Source organism: Vibrio splendidus (genome assembly GCF_024347615.1).
GTDB classification, from domain to species: domain Bacteria; phylum Pseudomonadota; class Gammaproteobacteria; order Enterobacterales; family Vibrionaceae; genus Vibrio; species Vibrio splendidus.
Genome location: NZ_AP025508.1, coordinates 2,253,417 through 2,273,072 on the forward strand (window position 1 = coordinate 2,253,417; position 19,656 = coordinate 2,273,072).

Annotated in this window: 13 protein-coding genes; 7 read left to right on the forward strand and 6 right to left on the reverse strand. The window is 42.5% G+C overall.

All coding sequences use genetic code 11. The features are described from left to right. Window positions 1-18: 18 nt before the first annotated feature. Window positions 19-1,572 (forward strand): methyl-accepting chemotaxis protein, encoded by a 1,554-nt coding sequence (locus OCU90_RS10205; RefSeq protein ID WP_061021515.1) that lies wholly within the window; start codon window positions 19-21, stop codon window positions 1,570-1,572. Between the two features lie 879 nt (window positions 1,573-2,451). Then, complete coding sequence (locus OCU90_RS10210) at window positions 2,452-3,177, forward strand: oligogalacturonate-specific porin KdgM family protein (protein ID WP_061021518.1); 726 nt, start codon at window positions 2,452-2,454, stop codon at window positions 3,175-3,177. A 138-nt stretch (window positions 3,178-3,315) separates the two neighbouring features. On the opposite strand, the gene OCU90_RS10215 is transcribed toward OCU90_RS10210, so the two are convergent. The 3 genes from OCU90_RS10215 to OCU90_RS10225 all read right to left on the reverse strand — a co-directional run bounded on the left by OCU90_RS10215 (window position 3,316) and on the right by OCU90_RS10225 (window position 6,841). Next, on the reverse strand, window positions 3,316-4,032 hold the full coding sequence (locus OCU90_RS10215; RefSeq protein ID WP_099426162.1) for a 3'-5' exonuclease: 717 nt from the start codon (window positions 4,030-4,032) through the stop codon (window positions 3,316-3,318). Then, window positions 4,032-5,894, reverse strand: coding sequence for a DUF294 nucleotidyltransferase-like domain-containing protein (locus OCU90_RS10220; RefSeq protein WP_017081004.1), 1,863 nt, complete (start codon window positions 5,892-5,894; stop codon window positions 4,032-4,034). The genes OCU90_RS10215 and OCU90_RS10220 overlap by 1 nt, the downstream gene beginning before the upstream one ends. Before the next feature lie 227 nt (window positions 5,895-6,121). Continuing rightward, window positions 6,122-6,841 carry a FadR/GntR family transcriptional regulator gene (locus tag OCU90_RS10225; RefSeq protein WP_004733531.1) on the reverse strand — a complete coding sequence of 240 codons (720 nt, stop codon included), beginning with the start codon at window positions 6,839-6,841 and terminating at the stop codon, window positions 6,122-6,124. Window positions 6,842-7,183: 342 nt separating this feature from the next. On the opposite strand from OCU90_RS10225, the gene OCU90_RS10230 reads away from it, so the two are divergent. From OCU90_RS10230 to OCU90_RS10240, 3 genes are all read left to right on the forward strand, one after another. Next, window positions 7,184-7,960: an SDR family NAD(P)-dependent oxidoreductase gene (locus OCU90_RS10230; RefSeq protein ID WP_004733530.1), complete on the forward strand. Its 777-nt coding sequence runs from the start codon at window positions 7,184-7,186 to the stop codon at window positions 7,958-7,960. A 201-nt stretch (window positions 7,961-8,161) separates the two neighbouring features. Then, on the forward strand, window positions 8,162-8,884 hold the full coding sequence (locus OCU90_RS10235) for a FadR/GntR family transcriptional regulator (protein WP_004733529.1): 723 nt from the start codon (window positions 8,162-8,164) through the stop codon (window positions 8,882-8,884). 147 nt (window positions 8,885-9,031) lie between these two features. Then, window positions 9,032-10,399, forward strand: a complete 1,368-nt coding sequence (locus OCU90_RS10240; protein WP_081089947.1) for an MATE family efflux transporter — start codon at window positions 9,032-9,034, stop codon at window positions 10,397-10,399. A gap of 275 nt (window positions 10,400-10,674) precedes the next feature. Here the strand turns inward: OCU90_RS10240 and OCU90_RS10245 are convergent, their stop codons facing one another. After that, the gene (locus OCU90_RS10245) at window positions 10,675-11,712 is read right to left on the reverse strand and encodes a polysaccharide lyase family 7 protein (RefSeq protein ID WP_061021524.1); all 1,038 of its coding nucleotides are present in this window, start codon (window positions 11,710-11,712) and stop codon (window positions 10,675-10,677) included. Window positions 11,713-12,250: 538 nt separating this feature from the next. On the opposite strand from OCU90_RS10245, the gene OCU90_RS10250 reads away from it, so the two are divergent. Both OCU90_RS10250 and OCU90_RS10255 read left to right on the forward strand, forming a co-directional pair. After that, entirely contained in the window at window positions 12,251-13,111 is an 861-nt protein-coding gene (locus OCU90_RS10250) for an oligogalacturonate-specific porin KdgM family protein (RefSeq protein WP_004733526.1), read from the forward strand. 193 nt (window positions 13,112-13,304) lie between these two features. Then, on the forward strand, window positions 13,305-15,227 hold the full coding sequence (locus OCU90_RS10255; RefSeq protein ID WP_061021526.1) for a LamG-like jellyroll fold domain-containing protein: 1,923 nt from the start codon (window positions 13,305-13,307) through the stop codon (window positions 15,225-15,227). A 656-nt stretch (window positions 15,228-15,883) separates the two neighbouring features. Here OCU90_RS10255 and OCU90_RS10260 read toward each other — a convergent pair. Together OCU90_RS10260 and OCU90_RS10265 are read right to left on the reverse strand one after the other, a co-directional pair. Then, complete coding sequence (locus OCU90_RS10260; RefSeq protein WP_061021529.1) at window positions 15,884-17,452, reverse strand: polysaccharide lyase family 7 protein; 1,569 nt, start codon at window positions 17,450-17,452, stop codon at window positions 15,884-15,886. Between the two features lie 421 nt (window positions 17,453-17,873). Further along, window positions 17,874-19,616: a polysaccharide lyase family 7 protein gene (locus tag OCU90_RS10265; RefSeq protein WP_061021531.1), complete on the reverse strand. Its 1,743-nt coding sequence runs from the start codon at window positions 19,614-19,616 to the stop codon at window positions 17,874-17,876. Between the last annotated feature and the right edge of the window lie 40 nt (window positions 19,617-19,656).

Below are 19,656 nucleotides of genomic sequence, written 5' to 3' on the forward strand. Positions count from 1 at the left end.
TTGCTTTGGTGCCTGCCTATGAAAATTAAAACCTCCCTTTTTAGCCTTGCTTGTTTATCCATTATTTCGTTATTGGTTGTCGTCTCATTCACTGAAATGGCAAACCTAAAGCTGATCAAACTTGAGAAAACCCTGATCAAGGTGAAGTCGCTTGAAGTTTCGATGCTTCAACTAAATCGAACGGAACTAGAGTTTCTGATCAGTCACGACAAAGCCCTCAAGCCTGAATTCGCCAAAGAGTATTCACACTTCCAACAGTTGATGAATAGCTTCTCTGTTTTACTTGAAGAGTCAGATATAGCGGTGCCTGAGTTAGACAAGCTGACACGAGAAGTAAAACAATACGACAAAGATTTTTCCTTGATGGTAGACGCGATAGAACGCAACCCTGCAAAGGTCAGTGAGCTGAAATCAGAAATGAAAATGCTGTTTGAAGATATCATCTCGATATTTACCGGCGTTGAAGGTCGTTTAGAACAACAGGTCGAATCGATTCAACAAACCATCACTACGTTTATTGTGAGTTCCGTAATCGCCGTCACTGGATTACTGATCGCACTGTCCTTTGGGATCTCATCGCGTGTCGCTAAGAAGATAGCCTCGTTAAACGCAACCATGTTGCACGTATCCCAACAACGTGACTTTACCGTTAAAGCGGAAGACAGCGGTTCAGATGAAATTGCGGATATTGCCAAGTCATTTAACACCGTCTTAGAAGATATTCGTCAACTTGTTGGTCAAGTACAAGGGTCGATCCAAGAGCTCGGCAACATTTCGAACCAGTTGCAACACGACGGTATAGAAGTGGAAAGCGCTTTAAACAAGCAGCAACGACAAACAGAAAATATTGCGACCGCGATAAATCAAATGGGCAGCAATATCCAAAGTGTTGCGACCAATAGTGAAAATGCATCATCAAATGCTCAGACCAGCTTCTCCACGGCAAATGATGGCCTGAACGATGTGGCCTTCACCAGAGACACAATCAATACGCTTTCAACTGACTTAGTGAGTGCGAGTGAAGAAGTGAATCGCCTTTCTGTGCACTCAGAAAAGATCAATACCGTACTAGAAGTGATTAAAGACATTGCTGAACAAACCAACCTACTCGCTTTGAACGCCGCTATTGAAGCAGCGCGCGCTGGAGAGCAAGGTCGTGGTTTTGCGGTCGTCGCCGATGAAGTGAGAACCTTGGCTGGCAGAACACAGCTTTCAACCGAAGAGATCTCAACCATTATTCAAGGGGTTCAAGATCAAACCCAAATGGTGGTTAACACGATTCAAAATTGTTGTGAAAAAGGTAACAGCAGTGTCGACTCTTGTGAGAAGGCACATTCAAGAATCACATCGGTTATCGCAGACATGGAAACCATTCTAAATAACAGTTTAGAAGTCTCCAATGCAATGAAGGAGCAAAGTGAAGTGACGTCAGAGATCATCGAAAACGTAGATGCCATTAAACAACTGACACTGACGAATGTAACGAGCGCTTCAAAAAACGCCGCTTCTGCAACTTCAGTGGTAGAACAGACAAACTCACTTGAACGCGCTGTCATCAACCTAAAAGCTTAGCTCTTAAGGCGCGGCTTACACGTTTTTGCTTATCAAACTATTCTCTACTCAAATTTCAGATAAAAAAACGCTCATGTTGCCTGTATCAACATGAGCGCAAGGGTAGATCTTCGACTACCGTCTCCTACCTTTCTAAACGAAAGCAGAAGTTATAATTAGAATAGTTGGGAGCAATAATCAAAATGCTTTCGCAAGCACTTCAACGATTTCTTCTTTGTCGCTAATAAGAACAACGGGAAACCATTCGAACCCTGTTCATTCCTATCAAGTTCATATCTATATAGCAGGCTATGTCACTGCCTTGCCTACTACATTTCAAACCATCTCTGGTCGAGCTCTATAACACCTAAAACAAATGCTAGCGGTCTAAAGCATTTTGGCTTTCAGCCATTTTTCCTTTCTAACCATTTAGCCTTTAAATCGTTCTTACTTATCCGCTTCGCAGCGTCAGTTCATGCAATCAACACAGCAAAGTTATGTGTTGCTACAGAAAGCTAGTAAATAATAATGTATTACAAATGAAAATAGCATCTAAAGATTCAATTTTTTGCTGTAGCGCACATTTATTGATGAACAAAACCCTTAAAAATCATGACCAACATACAAATAAAACACTAAAAATCATAAACTTACCATCGCAAACTGACTTTGTAACCCTTTGTAAATAGTGGTTTTGTCCCCACAACACGATCCAATTCACAGATCATGCGCCTTCAAATCGTTAGCATATTTGTATTATTTAAATGCAAAACAAATTTGAAATAGCCAAGAAAATGGCCAAGAAATCGTTTCAACAAAAAATTGCATTGAAGACAAGAACTACTCTATTTGGCTTGTAATTATGGCCAATACTCAACCTATAAATATGGAATTAATACCATGAATAAAACTAAAATCGTGATTGCTGTGGCATCTGTACTCGCTGCTGGCTCTGTATCTGCTGCGTCTTTCGATATGAGACACGAATACAAGAGTCATACAGATCAACACGCTACTCGTGTAAAACTGGGCGATAGCGTTGGCAACTTCCTTGTAGATATCGAAGCGAAATTCAAGGGAGAAGACGGTAAATTCATGGAAGATTTGAAGAACAACGGTTGGGAGCTTGGTCTAAATTACCGTCATGTACTAAACGATAACTGGACAATGACTTACGGTATGCCAATTGAAGGTCGTGAATCTGGCATTACGTACAAACCTCAAGTTCGTGCGACATACAGCGTTGATAGCATTGATGGCTTAAGCCTAAGTGCTCGTTACCGTTACGATATGAGACAAAATACTAGCACGACTGAGTACGAGCTCGACGGTAATGGTGACATTGTCGGTGTTGAGAAAAACATTGAAAACCAACGCCGCCACCGTCTAACGGCAAACGTTAACTACTCAATGGAAAACTGGCGCTTTGGTTTAGAGGGTAACTACTACAAAGCGGATGGATATGACATCTACGACAACGACGATACCAACTACGAGTTGAACGCAAGTATTCGCCACATGATGGGTCAATGGGCACCATATGTAGAGTTTGGTGATGTGAGTACTTCATCGACTAAAGCGACTCGTGAGCTACGTAGCCGTGTTGGTCTAACTTACAGCTTCTAATCGATAGCTATATAAATAATCTAAGATAATTACTGTCCTAATTTTCTAAGACCTAAACAAAAGCCAGCTTAATCGCTGGCTTTTCTTCTTTCCAATCAATTCATTTAAATAAGAGACGAGTACTTAACGCTCCTCACCCTAGTGACTGATCCGATAGAGAAATGCAACGGTCACTTCATCGTTAGGCACAACTCGCTTCTGCTGAGCTAAAAACAATTCCGCAGTTGATACTGCATCAGCAAGCGCATTATGATTGTTGTATTCAGGAAGCCCGTATCTTTCACGAGTGCCTGCTAGAGTCAAATCCACCTCTTCATGATTGCTGATCGCTTTCTCCATACTCTTTTCGATACACAATGTGTCTAGCCAAAGCAGAGGAATCGCTCGTAAACCATAACAACGAAGAAGATATTGGCTAATGAACCTCTCTTCTACCATGCAAGCGTGCGCGACAATAATCTTGCCTTTCGCAGCTTCGAAGAACGTCAGCATCGCATCATGAATAGAAGCGCCCTCTTCTAACATTTGCGGTGTAATATGGTTGATCACGGCGGTTTCGGCGTTGATCTGCGAATCGTTATCCAGGTAAATATGCTTGGCGGACGCTAAGTCTATTCGCCCCTTGACCACATCGACCCAACCCATGGACAAAATCAGATCTTGTTCGCTGTCTAGACCCGTGGTCTCAAGATCCAACACGATATAGTCACTGTCTTTGGCCAAGTCCGTCATTTCAGGGCAAGGCTGATCTACGAGATCATGTAACGCTTCTGGCAACTTAACCGTTTCCAGATATTGCTTACGTTTACGTTTAATTCGCTCAAGCGGATGAAAGTAATTTAAAAACGATTTCATTAGCGCGCTCCGAAACGAATTTTCGCCGCTTCTTGAAGGTCAGCAATGATCCTAAAGGCATCTTTCAAGTGTTTACGCTCAAAGCTACCAAAGCTATCTGGATTGATATTGTTGTCGGGCACATCTCCGTTCTTCAACGCTTCAAGTTGATGACCGAATCGGAAAGAGAGAATGAACTGGTAAGCACCTAGAATGTTTTTGAATGCGTCGTCGCTCAGCATGCCTTTTTCATTGGCTGCCGCAAAGCGTTCATCAGTGGCCGACAAGTCACACTCCACTGCGAGACCATAAATACGCGCTAAATCAATAATCAAGTTGATGGCGTATTTCTTCACGTTCAAGGTTTTCTTGTTCTCACCCGATTTTTCTAACACCAAGCTGTTGAAGATACCCAAAGGTGGATTGGTATTGACCGCATCTTTCACGAGCGTACTTAGGAACTCACGGTTGCCGCGAATATTGGTATGCAGCTCATCACGAAGAATACCTTCGAACTCACTGTTGCCATAAATAGTACGGATCTCTAGGAACACACTGATGTTGAGTAGGCGTTCATACTCAGGGTTGGCAACCCACTTTTTATAGTAGTGCTTCCAAACCTTGAGTGGCTGACACCATTTTGGCGTCGCTGCCATGAATTTACCTGGGCATAACGGATAATCGCAGCTTGCCAACCCGTTGGTCACCATCATCGCTAAGTGTTTGAAGTAAATACGGTCACTGTCTGTCGCATCATCAGCCAGTACAATCGCGCTGTCTTGATCCGACAACATGTGCACTTCATTACGCGCGTGCGATCCGGCTACGATCCAAGAGAAATCACACGGTGGTGGGCCTAATTTATCAATCGCGATCTGAATCAATCGGCGGGTGTAGGCATCCATGATCATGGTCATTACCTTACCGACGGTTTCCGGTGCAACCTTGCCTTCCACCAGCGCTTCAAAAATAGCTTGTCGCTCTGGGGTAAACGAAGACATGGTTTTCACACTGCCCGCGTATTTGATTTTCTCGATTAAGAAGATCGCTTGGACACGGTGGTTTTGAACTAAGTGAGACGTGGTGAGGAGACCAACGACCTTATTCTCTTTCACAACGGGCAAGTTACGGATATTGAATTGCATCATGATAGATGCAGCATGCAGCACTAAATCATCCGGTTTCACTGTGAGTGGAGAGTGTGTCATTACCTCTGAGATCAGGCTATCAGTACTGACACCGTGAGCGATCACTCGCTTAGTCATGTCACGGTCGGTAATCAAACCAACAATGGTTTCACCCTCATATATCACCGCACATGGAGAGCGTTGATGAAGCATTTCCACCGCTACCGATTGGATGGTTTGCTCAGACTTAACAATGGCTACCTGCCCGCTTGCCACTTCTTCAACCTTACGAATGAACAAGCCTTTCTCTTTATTTGACCACACAACATCCAATGCCGACTTCAAACGAACCTGAGCCTGTGAAGCAAAGTGTTCTGCGCAACTTGGAAAAGCTTTGAAAAGCGTTTGAAGTGCCGAGTGTGGAATCACATAAAGTAAGGTGTTCTCAATTGCGATGGCTCTATAGCCTTTCTCGTCGTTGACTTCAGAATCTAAGAATGTAAAACCGAACAAGTCTTCGCTACCTAGACGTGCGCGAAGCACACCGTCCGATTTTCGTTGCTCCATAGAGCCAGTTCGAATGATATAGAGCGACTTTTCCTTACCCGATTCACACAGATCAACCACATCACCTTTGCCGAGGTAAGTGATCTGAACATTAGAGGCAAGTTCACGCAGCGCTTCTTTAGGGATCTTATCGAATGGGTCTATCTGACCGATAAACTGAAGAATATTTGGTAATAAAGACTGAGGCATAATCACACTCGCAATAACTTAATTAGTATTATTATATAACTAACAAGGCTGGTTGCTAGTGGTTTTAACAAAACAGCAAAGAATAGGTCAAATATTGGACATCAGTCAGGTTTCCATCAAATTTAGATACAAAAAAAGCACGTATTAAACGTGCTTTCCTGGTGTACCTTTGAGTTCCAATGAACTGGTTCCAACAAAGATTCAAAGTAAAAATCTTTTTAAAACAATTAACTAGCGATTGGTAACCTGTGGTTCGTTTCTAGCAAGTGACTCGCTGACGCTTGACGCGCTTTATCACTGTTCCCCGCCATGATTGCTTCATAAATTTGGCGGTGCTCTTCAATGCAGGTACTTCCCTCTTCAGAAGAGTGAGAAATAAAATTAACAAACATAGTCGTTAAGATATTGCCGAATGGTAGGTAAAAGTCGTTCCCTGTTGCGTTGAAGATTAGGCTATGGAACTTCATATCAATATCTAGCCAACGCTCTTTATCAAGAATCTCTTCGCTAGATATCTCCACCATTTTTTGGAAAATTTCTGATAATTCAATTCGTTGATCTGCAGTCGCAAATTTAGCGGCCAACGCACAAGCTTCAGGTTCGATGGCACGGCGCAAGCCTAAAAACTGATGGCAGAATTGGTCGGTGTCAGCTAAACCGTCCATCCATTCGATCAATTGTGGATCTAAGAAGTTCCAGAACGCGCGGTCAACAACACGAGTACCAATCTTAGGGCGAGATTCTAATAGGCCTTTTGAAGTAAGAAGCTTAACCGCTTCTCTTAATGCTGTTCTACTGATACCAAATTGCTCACACAGAGCCATTTCACCAGGGATAATAGAACCTTGAGGCAAATTGCCCGACAAAATACCACGAGCGATTTCACGTGCAACTTGCACATGAAGGCTTCGCTTAGAGCCTGAAATAGAATTGAAATGACCAGCCATGTGTCTACTTACTTATTAGATATGTATTATTTAATTCGTACTATAACACTGATTTATATCTCTACCAACTCAGTATCAGAATAACGTGAGGTCACTACCAATATAGGCTAGAGCATTATTTTGACAATCTTGTAAGTATTAAGCTCATCAAACCAAACATACCCATTTATTCATACAAATAGTTCTTATTTACACATTTTTTGTATGCGTGAACTCACAAAACCACTCTTACTCTCACTATTTATGTCGGTAATGATCAGTTTTTAGATGAACACTCTTGAATATAGCAAGTGTTATTGTATGATTTATTAACGCAAATAATCTACAATATAGGCGACTCTGATGTTTAACGATTTAAAAGGCAAACGCATTTTAATTACTGGCTCTACTGCTGGTATGGGCCTAGCTACTGCACGCATTTTTGCAAAGTACGGCGCAAAGATTGGCATCAATAGTCGTGCTTTCAGCCCAAAAGTTGATGACGTTCTCACCGAACTCACCGCATTGGGTGGCGATGTTGCGTTTTTTCCTGCAAACCTAATGGACACATTAGAGTGCGAAAGGTTAGTCAAAGAGTTCACCGACCATTTTGGCGGCATGGATGTGTTGATTAACAACGCAGGTGGCCTTGGTGGGCGTGCAAGTCTAGAAAATATCGATGACGAGTTTTATGAGCGTGTGATGAACCTAAATGTTCGATCCGCGCTGATGACAACTAAGTTCTCCATCCCACACTTGCGTGCATCTGCTGCTCTATCGGGGCAAACATCGTGTGTTATTAGCACGGGCTCTATTGCCGCTCGCGAAGGCGGTGGTGTGGGTGCTGGCGTCTATGCCGCATCTAAAGCGTGGTTACACGACATTCACCGCAATTGGGTGAAAGAGTTCGCGCAAGACAATATCCGTTTCAACATTGTTTCACCGGGCACTATTGACACCGCATTTCACGATGGCAAAAGCGACGATCTGAAAGCGACCATTGCTAACAACATTCCAATGGGACGCTTTGGCAATATTGATGAAGTTGCCCCTTCATTTGCTTTCTTTGCATCACACGCTTGTAGCGGGTACATCACAGGGCAAATCCTAGATGTTAACGGCGGACAAATAACGCCCTAGCTAGCTGACTAATATAAGCTCACTAAGTTATATAGAATCGTTAAGTTATATAAAGTCGTTAAGATCGTCACACTAAATAAGGTCATCAGACCCAAATAGATGAGGGGAAACCTCACACTATATTAGACGTATACACTGACACTAAGCGCCAGATTCGTCTGGCTTTTTTTGTTTTCAAAGTTTCAATTTCAGGTGGTTTAAATGTCAATATTTACATTGGTGGAAGATTCAAGCCGCCGAATTCATGTTCAAGTCGCTAGACAAATTGCTCGCAAAATCTTGTCTGGCGAGTTGAAAGAAAATCAGAAGTTACCTAGCGAAATGGAGTTGTGCGAGATCTTTGGAGTCAGCAGAACTGCCCTTCGAGAATCCACTAAACTGCTTTCAGCAAAAGGGTTGATTGAATCAAAGCCTAAAGTGGGCACTCGTATCAAACCAAGAACGCAATGGCACTTTTTAGATCCTCAATTACTGTATTGGATCCAAGATTTAGAAGACACCAAACCCTTTTTATCTCAATTCTTGGGGTTAAGAAAAGCGATTGACCCAGAAGCGTGTGCGCTTGCAGCATCCAACGCTACGGTAGAGCAACGCAAAGAGCTTTCGATTCTTTTCCAAAAGATGACCATCGCGGCAAACGGCTTTGATTATCAAGAGTGGACAACCAACGATCATCTGTTTCACCAAACGATTTTCTTATCGACGGGTAACCAGTTTTACATTCCGTTCGCGAACATTCTGTCGACAATTTTCAAACAGTTTATCGACCACTCTGCCGAAGGCGGTCGCTTCTGTTTAGAAGAGCACAAAGCGATATACGATGCGATTATGTCAGGCAATGCGAATCAGGCTCGAATAGCCTCTCAAGCTTTACTTGATGATGAAAACCAAAAGCTGTCTAGGGTTGAATTAGCCATCGCATAACCAAGATTGACCAGACTGAATCGTGTATCCCAATACACGAGTCAGTCAGTTTTAGCGCCCATTTTTAACCATCCATTACCGTAGTGTTTCATCTTTAAATGTTGAACTCGGGTCCTCTCAGAGAAAACTTACGGTTACACACATAAGGTGTTGTTTGTGTCTACACAATCGTATGTAAGGAAAAATTTCTCTCTCGCCTGGCCCCTAGCCCTAAACGGTATATTGATGCAGTCGATGTTGATGATCGATACGCTGCAGATTTCTCCTCTTGGTGAAATACCTTTGGCTGCCATGGGAATTGCGACGACTATGGTTGCCTTTGTACTCGGTATTCAAATGGCGCTGGCAAACGGCACTCAGCTAGTATTGAGCCGCGCCGTGGGTTCTGGCATTACCGCTTCATTATCCAAAGCATTTTGGGCAGGTCTGTTCATCAACTTAGGTATCGCGACAATATTTTGGTTTCTGCTCACCTTTTTAGAACAGCCTTTAATTCAAGCCTTAACCGAAGATAAAGCCCTTTACTTAGAAATCAGCCACTACCTTGATATCTCAAAGTATCTCGTCATTTTCACAGCATTAACGCAAGTAATTATCGCCCTATTTAATGCATTAGGAAGAACCAAGATACCGTTTAAAGGGTATTTGATTGAATTGCCGATCAACGCTGGACTTTCTTATGGACTCATTCACGGCTTTTCAAATTTCGAAGGTATTGGTGTTCAAGGCGCCGCGCTAGGCAGTGTTATTGCTATCACCCTTCGCCTTGTGTATCTGGTTCTTTGCGTGTATCTAAGCTCGGCAATTTCACTCAAATTAGACGCCCAGCGATCTGAGTTCATGACAAACGTTCGTCGTCACTTTATCGAGATATTCCCTGTCGCAGCAAATGTAACCATGCTATTGATTGGCGCAACGATTTATCAGTTACTGTATTCGCAACTTAACATCAACGCGTATGTTGCGATTACTTTGGTGATGCCTTGGATCAGGGCTGTCTCTCAATTTATTACTGCTTGGGCTCACTCTTCCGCAATTACTATCAGCCAAGCGATTGGCTCTAAAAAGATGGATGACCTAGTCAAAAAAGTCGATACCAGTATTGATATTGCGGTCGTCATTTCTTTTGTGTGTGCAATCTTGTTCGCAGGATTAAGTCTGGTCATTGGTGACATTTACCCGAACTTGGATGAGTCTACCTATCAAGCATTGGCCGTTATCGCCCCACTCTACATCTTCTTGCCGATTGTCCGTGGCTACAACACGGTTCATGGGAATGTATTAAGAGCACTAGGAAAAACGACCGCAGTCTTCAAAATCAACTTTACTGGTCAATGGGTAATTTCAATTCCATTGTGTGCATTGATCATCTTTGGATTAGACGGTTCTATCTTTTGGGCTTTCGCTATCCAACCTTTTGAAGAAGTCGTTAAAGCTTTTCCATTCCGTCATTTGGCTCGAAAGTCTCTTAAAGAGTTTGATGCCGACAAAGCCAAAGAGTTGATGTATGACTAAACTCCGTATCGAGTTGCCGTCCTAAAATCTTCCTACGCTTTCTGAATACAACCTTGTCTTTTGACAAGGTTGTATTGTTTTAGCTGTACCTTTCATTGGTAGGCTTCAGCACACCCTCGTTGATACCAAGGTCACATTAATACCAAGGTCACATTAATACCAAGGTCATCTTAAAACTCATATAAAACAAAAAGACCACTCAACATTCGGTTAAGTGGTCTTCGAAAATATTCCTTAAGGACTGCGTCTAGCTAGCCTATTGGTTATGCTACGTGCTATTTACCGTTCAACTTAAGCGCTGAGAAAGTCACACTGTTGTAGTCGCCATTCTTTTTATCGACAGCGAAATCGCCAGTACCGCCACAACCAGGCCCCCATACAGGGTGAGAATCGCTCACGCTACATTGGCCGTATGCGCCCGCTTTGTAGTAAAAATCATCTTCAGCATAGCCCGTTGGTGAATCAAGTTCATCGATGCCCTTACTCAGGTCGATTTCATACTTAACGGTATCGTGACGCTCGGTTTCAAACGTTAGGTACATCATGGTGCCTTTCACTTCCACTTTGTAACTAAACTCTTCACCAAGAGCAATACCCGCTTCACCCGGCTCTGCAGGGTTTTCCCACGTGTTACCCCACACTGGATAAGCGATATCGGCACGGTTAGGATCTTTTTTCTCTAGGTTACGTTCATAGTTCCAGAATACTGAACCCATTTCTTGGTCAGGAAACTTCTTATAGAAGATCTTCAGCGGTTCATTACCATGCCCATAACCGGTTCCAGCTTTGATTAGCTCGTTGTGTTTTTTAGCATGAATCTGACCAACCACAACAGAATGAGCTGGGTATTTTTCTGGGAACTTAGCGTTAACTGAGACGTGATTCACTTTTAATGTCGCTTCTAATGTTCCGCCAACAGCACTGTATTCACTAGCCGCTGGGTGACTCGACAGTGCCCACTGGTTTCCTTTATCAGCCGTATCGATAGAGAAATCTGAGCCTCTTGGCATCTGGCGTAACTCAGAACGCGCATTCTTCGAGTTTTTCGTCGTAATCGCTTGGTTCTGCACTTCAAATACAAGGTTGCCGTCTTTATCAAGATGGAAGAAATCACTATGTGAGTTGCTCATCATAGCGACCCCTTCTATTTCATCAACGCGACCATCTTCATTAATATCTGAAGGTATGGTTATTTTCCAATTATGCATATCGAATTTATCGGCAGGTACGGGGTAAGAAACACCGTTATTTGCGAAAGTAACCATTGGCACAGTCGCTAATAACGCCACTGCTAATATGTTTTTCTTAAACATGACTCATCCTTTATTGTTAACAGATACTGAGTACACTCTCAGCACAGAAACTACTTTTGAACACGAATTAGTACTAAATATTTTCTCTTCGACTTAAATAAACCAACCAATAAATAGAATTTACATTTCGCCATCTTTTAACTTTTACCAAACATTTGGCGGTGGTTTATATCTATATCCCTCAACATGCCCCGTTATGTTTAAACCACAACAACTAGAACATCGATATGAAAGTGTGGGAATATTCTTATATTTGTATTATTTTAACACATACAACCAACTGAGCTTACAAGGTTTGTTAATATGAGAACTGAGTCATGATTGATTTGATTGGTAAGCCTTAAATTGAGATATTCATAACATTTAGCTATATAAATAGGCCATTAGTCGGAACTTTTGATAGATCTCACAGAAATCTACCCTGGGAATAAATACCATATTTGTCATACATTAATTTAATACCATATAAGGTATTGGTTTGTGAGTCAGGGGTACATTGGATGTATCCAAAATAAAAAAATAATAGTGAGACAAAGGTATGAATTCTGTTACAAAAATTGCTGCAGCTGTTGCATGTACTCTTTTAGCGGGCACAGCTGCTGGTGCATCTCTTGATTATCGTTACGAGTATCGTGCTGCGACGGATTATACAAAGACTAATGGTGATACGGCTCACGTAGACGCTCGCCATCAACACCGAGTTAAGCTAGGTGAAAGCTTTAAGCTGTCAGACAAGTGGAAGCACTCTACTGGTCTAGAACTTAAGTTCCACGGTGATGACTCTTACTATGATGAAGATTCAGGTTCTGTTAAATCAGCAAACAGCCAGAGTTTTTACGATGGCAATTGGTACATCTATGGTATGGAGATCGATAACACTGCGACATACAAAATAGACAATAATTGGTATCTACAAATGGGTATGCCTATTGCCTGGGATTGGGATGAGCCTAATGCTAACGATGGCGACTGGAAGATGAAAAAGGTTACGTTTAAACCTCAGTTCCGCGTTGGCTATAAAGCAGACATGGGTTTAACAACTGCTATTCGTTACCGTCATGAATATGCTGACTTCCGTAACCACACACAATTTGGCGACAAAGATTCTGAAACTGGCGAACGCTTAGAATCAGCTCAAAAATCTAAAGTTACACTGACGGGTTCTTACAAAATTGAATCTCTACCTAAGCTTGGCCTTTCTTACGAAGCAAACTATGTAAAATCTTTGGATAACGTACTTCTTTATAATAGTGATGACTGGGAATGGGATGCTGGCTTAAAAGTAAACTACAAGTTCGGTTCTTGGAAACCTTTTGCTGAAATCTGGTCTTCTGATATCAGTTCATCTTCAAAAGATCGTGAAGCTAAATACCGTGTTGGTATTGCTTATTCATTCTAATAATAAAAATAGTCAGGATATAAAATAGCCCTCTCCTCTTGTAATTTATTTGGGCATATTTTAATTACTTTATTTTAAATAATAGGATGTTCTAATCAGAATTAGCTTCATCCTAATAAATATTTAACGACTATTCATTATCTATTTCTTATGTGATTTACATATGGATTTAATATCATAAAGAGAATATTTTATGCAGATTTCTAAAGTCGCTACAGCTGTCGCTCTTTCGACAGGTTTATTATTCGGTTGTAACAGTGATGGTTTACCTATTCCGACGGATGGTTCTACCGATCCAGCAACACCAACTTCAGCATTATTAAATGGTTATTGGGAGTTTTCTGATACAGCAGCATTCTCAGCTGCCTACTCTTCATCGAGTAGTGATGATTTACCCAACGTCTATCGCTTTTCTGCAGATGGTGAAACACTTTATTACTACACTGACAATTCAGCGGATACCACACTTGGTGAATACGAACGATTTGAAACCACTTATGAAGAGACAATTGAAGATGAAACTTCAGGTCAAGTTGCGTTCACGCTATTCAATGATGACGGTACGGTAAGTTCTGTATCTGTAGATGGCGATTACTCCGCAGCTGACGGTGGTCTTGCTATTGGCGGTAACATTCCTGTTTCAGGTACCGACCACAGTGATAATACTGAAGTTACTGGCCCTGCAGACACCGCTGATGAAGCTTCAGGTGTGGATAACGCAGCTCAAATTTTAGATACATTAACGGATGACACAGGTGAACTAAGACTAAAGATCTTGAACACCAGCTCCACAGTTGGAAAAACAATCTCTTCGGGTAAATTGACGGTTGATTTGACTTATCAACTCAACCCTGACAGTGAACAGGTTGATGAAGGTCAGAACAACTCTTATATTTCGCTTTACTCAACAAATGATGAAGACGATAAAGTCAGCAACGCATATCATCATGGTGATATAGCAATTGGTGACGGTATTATTCAATATCGTGATGCTTCAGGCTCATTGACAGCAACAGGTGGCACTTTTGATGCAAACAGCACATTTGATGCGACTGTCGAGGTGGTTTGGACGCCAACGTCACACACGTTTACCATCAATGGCGAAACATACACTGGCGCAGTGTCTTCAGATCCAGGCAGCTTCAAAGAAGTTCAAGTTATCGCACTTCGTCTAGGCACAAACAGTGGCGTAACACCTTATGAGCTAATTGCTGACAACCTAAAAGTATACTCGCTTGACGAATCTTCTGGAGAGTATGTCGAAGAGTTCAAAGACAACTTTAACGACTACTCTGTGGGGTATGACTTAAACAATAGCCCTTATAACAGCAGCACTTCTGAAGCAACAGTTATTAGTTTAAGTGGCGATGATGGCAGTGGTGATGGTGACGGTGACGGTGACGGTGACGGTGACGGTGACGGAAATATTGCACAAGCGGATTTTGAATGGAACTTCTCAGATGTAGACGGCGGAACTGCACTTGGCAAAACTCTCACAACAAGTAAAAACGACAGTAACCCTAAACAGGTTGTAGATGGTGCTGCATCAACTGGTGGCGCTGTACATATTACTCAATCAACTGATAGTGGATCTTACGGTTATTACTACACGACAATGGACAGTTCCTCAGACCCACTAGCGTTTGAAGATGGTACGTACTCTATGGAAATCGTGTTTAGTGCTGATGACGTCAACTTTAACCCTGGCTTTAGCCAGGACCTGCAGCTATTGGAAAACACAGATAGCAATAAAGGATATAAGTTGATTATTGATAAGTCTTCATTAAAGCCTAAATTCCGCATATATGATGGCTCTGGTTCGACATCAGTGGAAGCAGAAACGGTCTTAACAAATGATACCTTCATGCATATCCTAGCGACGTTCAATAATGGCGAAGCCAAGCTATACATCAATGGTGTACTTGAGAAAGAAGCAACTGGTTTAACTTTTGTTCCTAATACTAAAGACGGCGATAAAGTCTATATTGGCGGTGGCTCTAACAGCTCTCAGAAAAACTTAGAGGGTGTAATTGATAATGCAGCGTTCTTTAACGATGTGTTAACTGCTGATGAAGTGGCTGCACGCGCAAACCAATTCGGTTTTAATGCAGAATAGTTAAATTCATAACTAAGTACTCTAGCCAGCAGCGTTTGTTGCTGGCTTTTTTGTAACTATAAAATCATGACAGTGAACAAAAGAGGTAAACCTCAAAATAACCTAGTGAATACTACTCTTCTTTCTGCCTTTATAAGACCAAAGTCACCTACTCCCATAAGCAACTGAGAATAATATTTTACATCTATCTCTTCTATTCGACCGTTCGTAAAGTCCTCTGAAGGTGACAACGAGACTCCTATGACCTGAGTTTCCACCAAGGACTCTGTACTCCCTGCAATAGCTACCAATCGCTAGTTACAACACATTGACCTTTAAGGTTCAAGAGGTCGATCGAAACGCCTACGGGAGGTATGCTCCTCAGCTTCATGGTCCAGAAGTGACTAAGCCAATATTTGGGGCTAATCATAAATTGATACCCCTTTTCTCACGTTAAGCTTTCTAGAATAAACTATCGAGGATAAACCCAAGGTTCGCTAAGGAAAGTAGAACAGGGAAATCTCAAAATAGGAATTGAGCTCACTGGTCAAAACGTTAGTTGGACGTTTAATGGTAACTGATAACTTCCACTCAACCAGCAGACACAAAAAAGCCTCCGAACTCTACGAGCTGGAGGCTATTGCGATAGCTTTAATATTAAGTGTTATTCGATTAGATTACTTTTGGTACTGATCGTGCGATACGTCTAGCTGGTAGAAAGTCGCTTGTGAGTAATCGTCTAGGTCGCCGCTGATGTTTTGATTGTAAACACCGGCTTTGAAGTACATGTACTTGCCGCCTGCGTCGTAGCCGCTGTTGCTCATATCAACTACTTGTACAACGTCGTCTTTACCTTCGCGCATTAAAGTAACTGTCATCGTGTTGCCTTTAACGTCAATGCGGTAGCTGAACACTTCGCCAAGTGCGATACCATCTTCACCTACTTCTGCCGTCATATCGCCTACGAGAGGGTAGAAGTCCTCTTTTGTTGCGTCTTGGCTTTCATGTGCGAAGTAAACCGCACCCGTTGCTTGGTTTGGCAATTTACGGTAGTACAAACGAATCGGCTCATCGTTTTGATCGTGAATCTGACCAATGATAAAGCGACCTACTTCGTTCGCATTACCTGTCGTTGTTGCGTGGTCGATTTTCAACGTCGCTTCTAGAACGCCGTCAATACCCGCCGCCGACTCTAGGTCAGACTCAGGTGCGCTTGAGAATACCCAGTTGTTCTTGTTAACACCTTTAGTGCTAATAGACTGATCACCACGACGCATCATTTCACGAAGCTCTGTACGTGCGTACTTAGTGTTTTTAGATGTACGTACACCTTTCACGTAAGCTTTGAATACTAGGCCGCCGTCATCAGCTGTGTAGAAGATTTCAGGGTGTTGGTAACCGTTTGCAAGGTTCCACTCAGAAACGTCATCAGGTTTGCCATTTTTGTCATGGTCAAATGGTTGAGATAGGTACCAATGCGTCATGTCAAAGTTTTCGCTCGGTGCGTTACCAGCAACAGGTGTCGCTGGCAGGCCTGTCGGAACTGGAAGTGCACTGCGAGTGTCACATTCAACGGTCGTCTCGCAAGGGTAAACCGCTGCTACGCCGAAGTTACCAGAGCGTAGATCTTTGCGCGCATCTTTACGTGCTTTTTCTGCCGCTTTCATTTCCGCGATAATCACGGCTTCTGCTGCTACCACGTCTGAAGTGATGATATGGCTAGCAGGACATGCGTTAATGCTACAGTTAACCGCCGCTAATCCCGTCACACTGTTCCAACCGTTTTTGGTGTTCCCGTGACCAACGTATCTTACGTAGCGTGCTTGCACTGCTGGCTCAAATTGGAAACGCTCTAGGCCGATCGCTTTACCTGAGCTTAGTTGGTTTTCTAGTACCGTTGTCCAGCTTTCGCCATCAACACTCACTTGGATATCAAATTTAGATTGGCGCTGATTACCTTTACTGAAAGATGCCTGAACCGCGTCAAACTCTTGTACTGAACCATAGTCTAGCGTTGCCCACTCGCCGTCACCCGCAGATGACCAACGTGTAGTTAGGTCTTGGTCAACGAGACGATCAGGTCCGTTACCATCATGGCTACTAGCGGTAACAGCAACTGGCGTTAGAAGCGCTTCACCAGTTTCTTTGTTATTTGGAAAATCAGCAGTAGGCGTGCTCGTGCTCGCACAACCAACCGCAAGTAGAATAGAAGAAGCGAGTAAAGTTTTTAGAGTAATTTGTTTCATATTTAATCCATTATTATAATACAAAGACAGCGTTCGTAAGTGAAAGCTAAATCAGCAAACACGAGCTATAAGGCGATTCACCTATCAGTATTTGCGATAACACGAAAATATTACGTAATCTTATAATACAAATAAAACACTTCGTTGGATAAATGAGACTAGGAACACTTTCCGATTTTTCCATACTTTAACTGGATCACATTTCCTATTGATAAAAGACAATATATAAGAATTTAGAATGCGAAATGAGCTAGCAAGGGCAGAACAAGCAAGCTGTAATCGTGTGTATTTTCATGGTTCGGGCAGAATATTTGTCCTTCCAAACACATCACTGTAAGTGTCCAAAAACAAAAAAGACCACATTGTAGGTATCAATATGGTCTTCTTCATTACCGACATGGCTAATCAAACATCAGACAACTCAGTTATGCTCTGCTCTTAGAGAACTAAAGCTCACATCAAACACCTCGCCGATGTAGTCGCTGTCCGGCTTAAACTGTGGATAGATGCCTGCTTTGAAATAGAAAGCAATGTCTGTCGATGTCCAATCTGCTGTTAACGAAACCGTGTCCCCATTTTTATCTGAGTAATCCTTTCCCCACGGGATTAGGTGAGAAACTGTATTAGTTCCATCTAAATCATGAGTCGCCAAGTAGATACCGTCTTGATTGGCTCGAATCGTATATCGCCACTCTTCACTTGCCGAATAAGTGCCTAACTCGACACTGAACGGGTCACAATGATTACAATCTTGGTTGTTGCGTTCAAAATCGGAGTTCAGTATCACTCTTACTGGCTTACTCTCGCCTTCCCATAACAGCTTCACCAATGCTTGATTGATCTTCCAACCATGGATTTGCCCAACTACCACTTTTGGATCTTGATTGTTAATGTTCGGGTAATCTTCAACTCGTAAGCTTGCGGTTAACTCGTGACTGGTAGCGTTCGTTCTGGTGTCGTCCAAATACCAACTAGTATCTTCATCGCTGGTGCTACAATCCGGTTGAGTACTACTTTGATACAACTCCCTTAACTCAGAGCGAATATAGCTAGAATTTTCGGTAGATGTGCCATAACCCATATCCGCTCTAAAGTGCATTCTTCCTTCATCGGTATTGAAATAAGAAAGGTCAATATCGCTGTCGTAGACGTCACTGTCGTTGGCGAGAAGGTCTTTGCTCGATTCGCAGCGCTCAGGTTCTAGTTCAGCCGCACTGTCACCCCCACTTCCATACCAAGTGTCTTTGCTCGCTGGAATCGTCAACTTCCAATCATTAATATCCCAATCGTTTGAGCCGTTGGTCTGTGTGGTGGTGTATCGCAGTGCCTGAAAATGAGCCGTGGCTTCGCCATTTTCAAATTGATTATAGATACCCGCTTTAAAATAACTCAGCAGATGCTGCCAGTAGGTGATGTCTTCGTCGACTTTAACTTCATCGTTCACTTTGATCGAAAGGGTGTTTTCATAAACAGAGAGATCAAACTTGGTGAAGCTATCGAGCTCCGCCTCTCCTAAATCATAACGATTATATGAAGTGGCGTAACAATCCGAAGAGTCAGCAGCGCTGCTACAGTCAATGGCATTATTTTTCATGATTGCCCAGTAGTGACCTGTGAGGCCATCTCGTTCTTGCTCCCAAACCACACGTAATAGTGGATGAGGGATATAACCCGTACCACTCTCGTCTGTACCTTTATTGTGGATCTGTAGCACGGTCACTTCATCGTGATCTGCGGGAGAACTCGCCATTACATGCTCAATATTAGGCAGACTTATTTCCGCATGTAGACTGCGTCTTACGCCTGCTTCATTGATATCGAAGTTTTCTCCTTCACGAACTTCAGAGCGCATCTTGTAGTTCGCCATTTTGAAGATAAGATTTTCCGTCTCTTCGTCAGCATAAAAATAATCACTGACATAACCATCGAAGTTACCATCTTTGACTTCAGAGGTTTTATTGCCCTCCTCTCCATTAGGATCAGACACCTGAAGATCTGAGCTGGAAAGGATGCTTTGATACTTGGCAATATCATAGGGAGCAACAACACCATAAGATGCTCCTGGGTTATTGGTATCAGAAGGGTCACTTGAGTCACCGGAACTGCTTCCACCGCAGCCATACGTAAACGAAGCGAGTACGACGACAAAGATTGGCTTATTCACATTTATCTCACTTATCCATAAGAGTAGAGTGATAATGTAT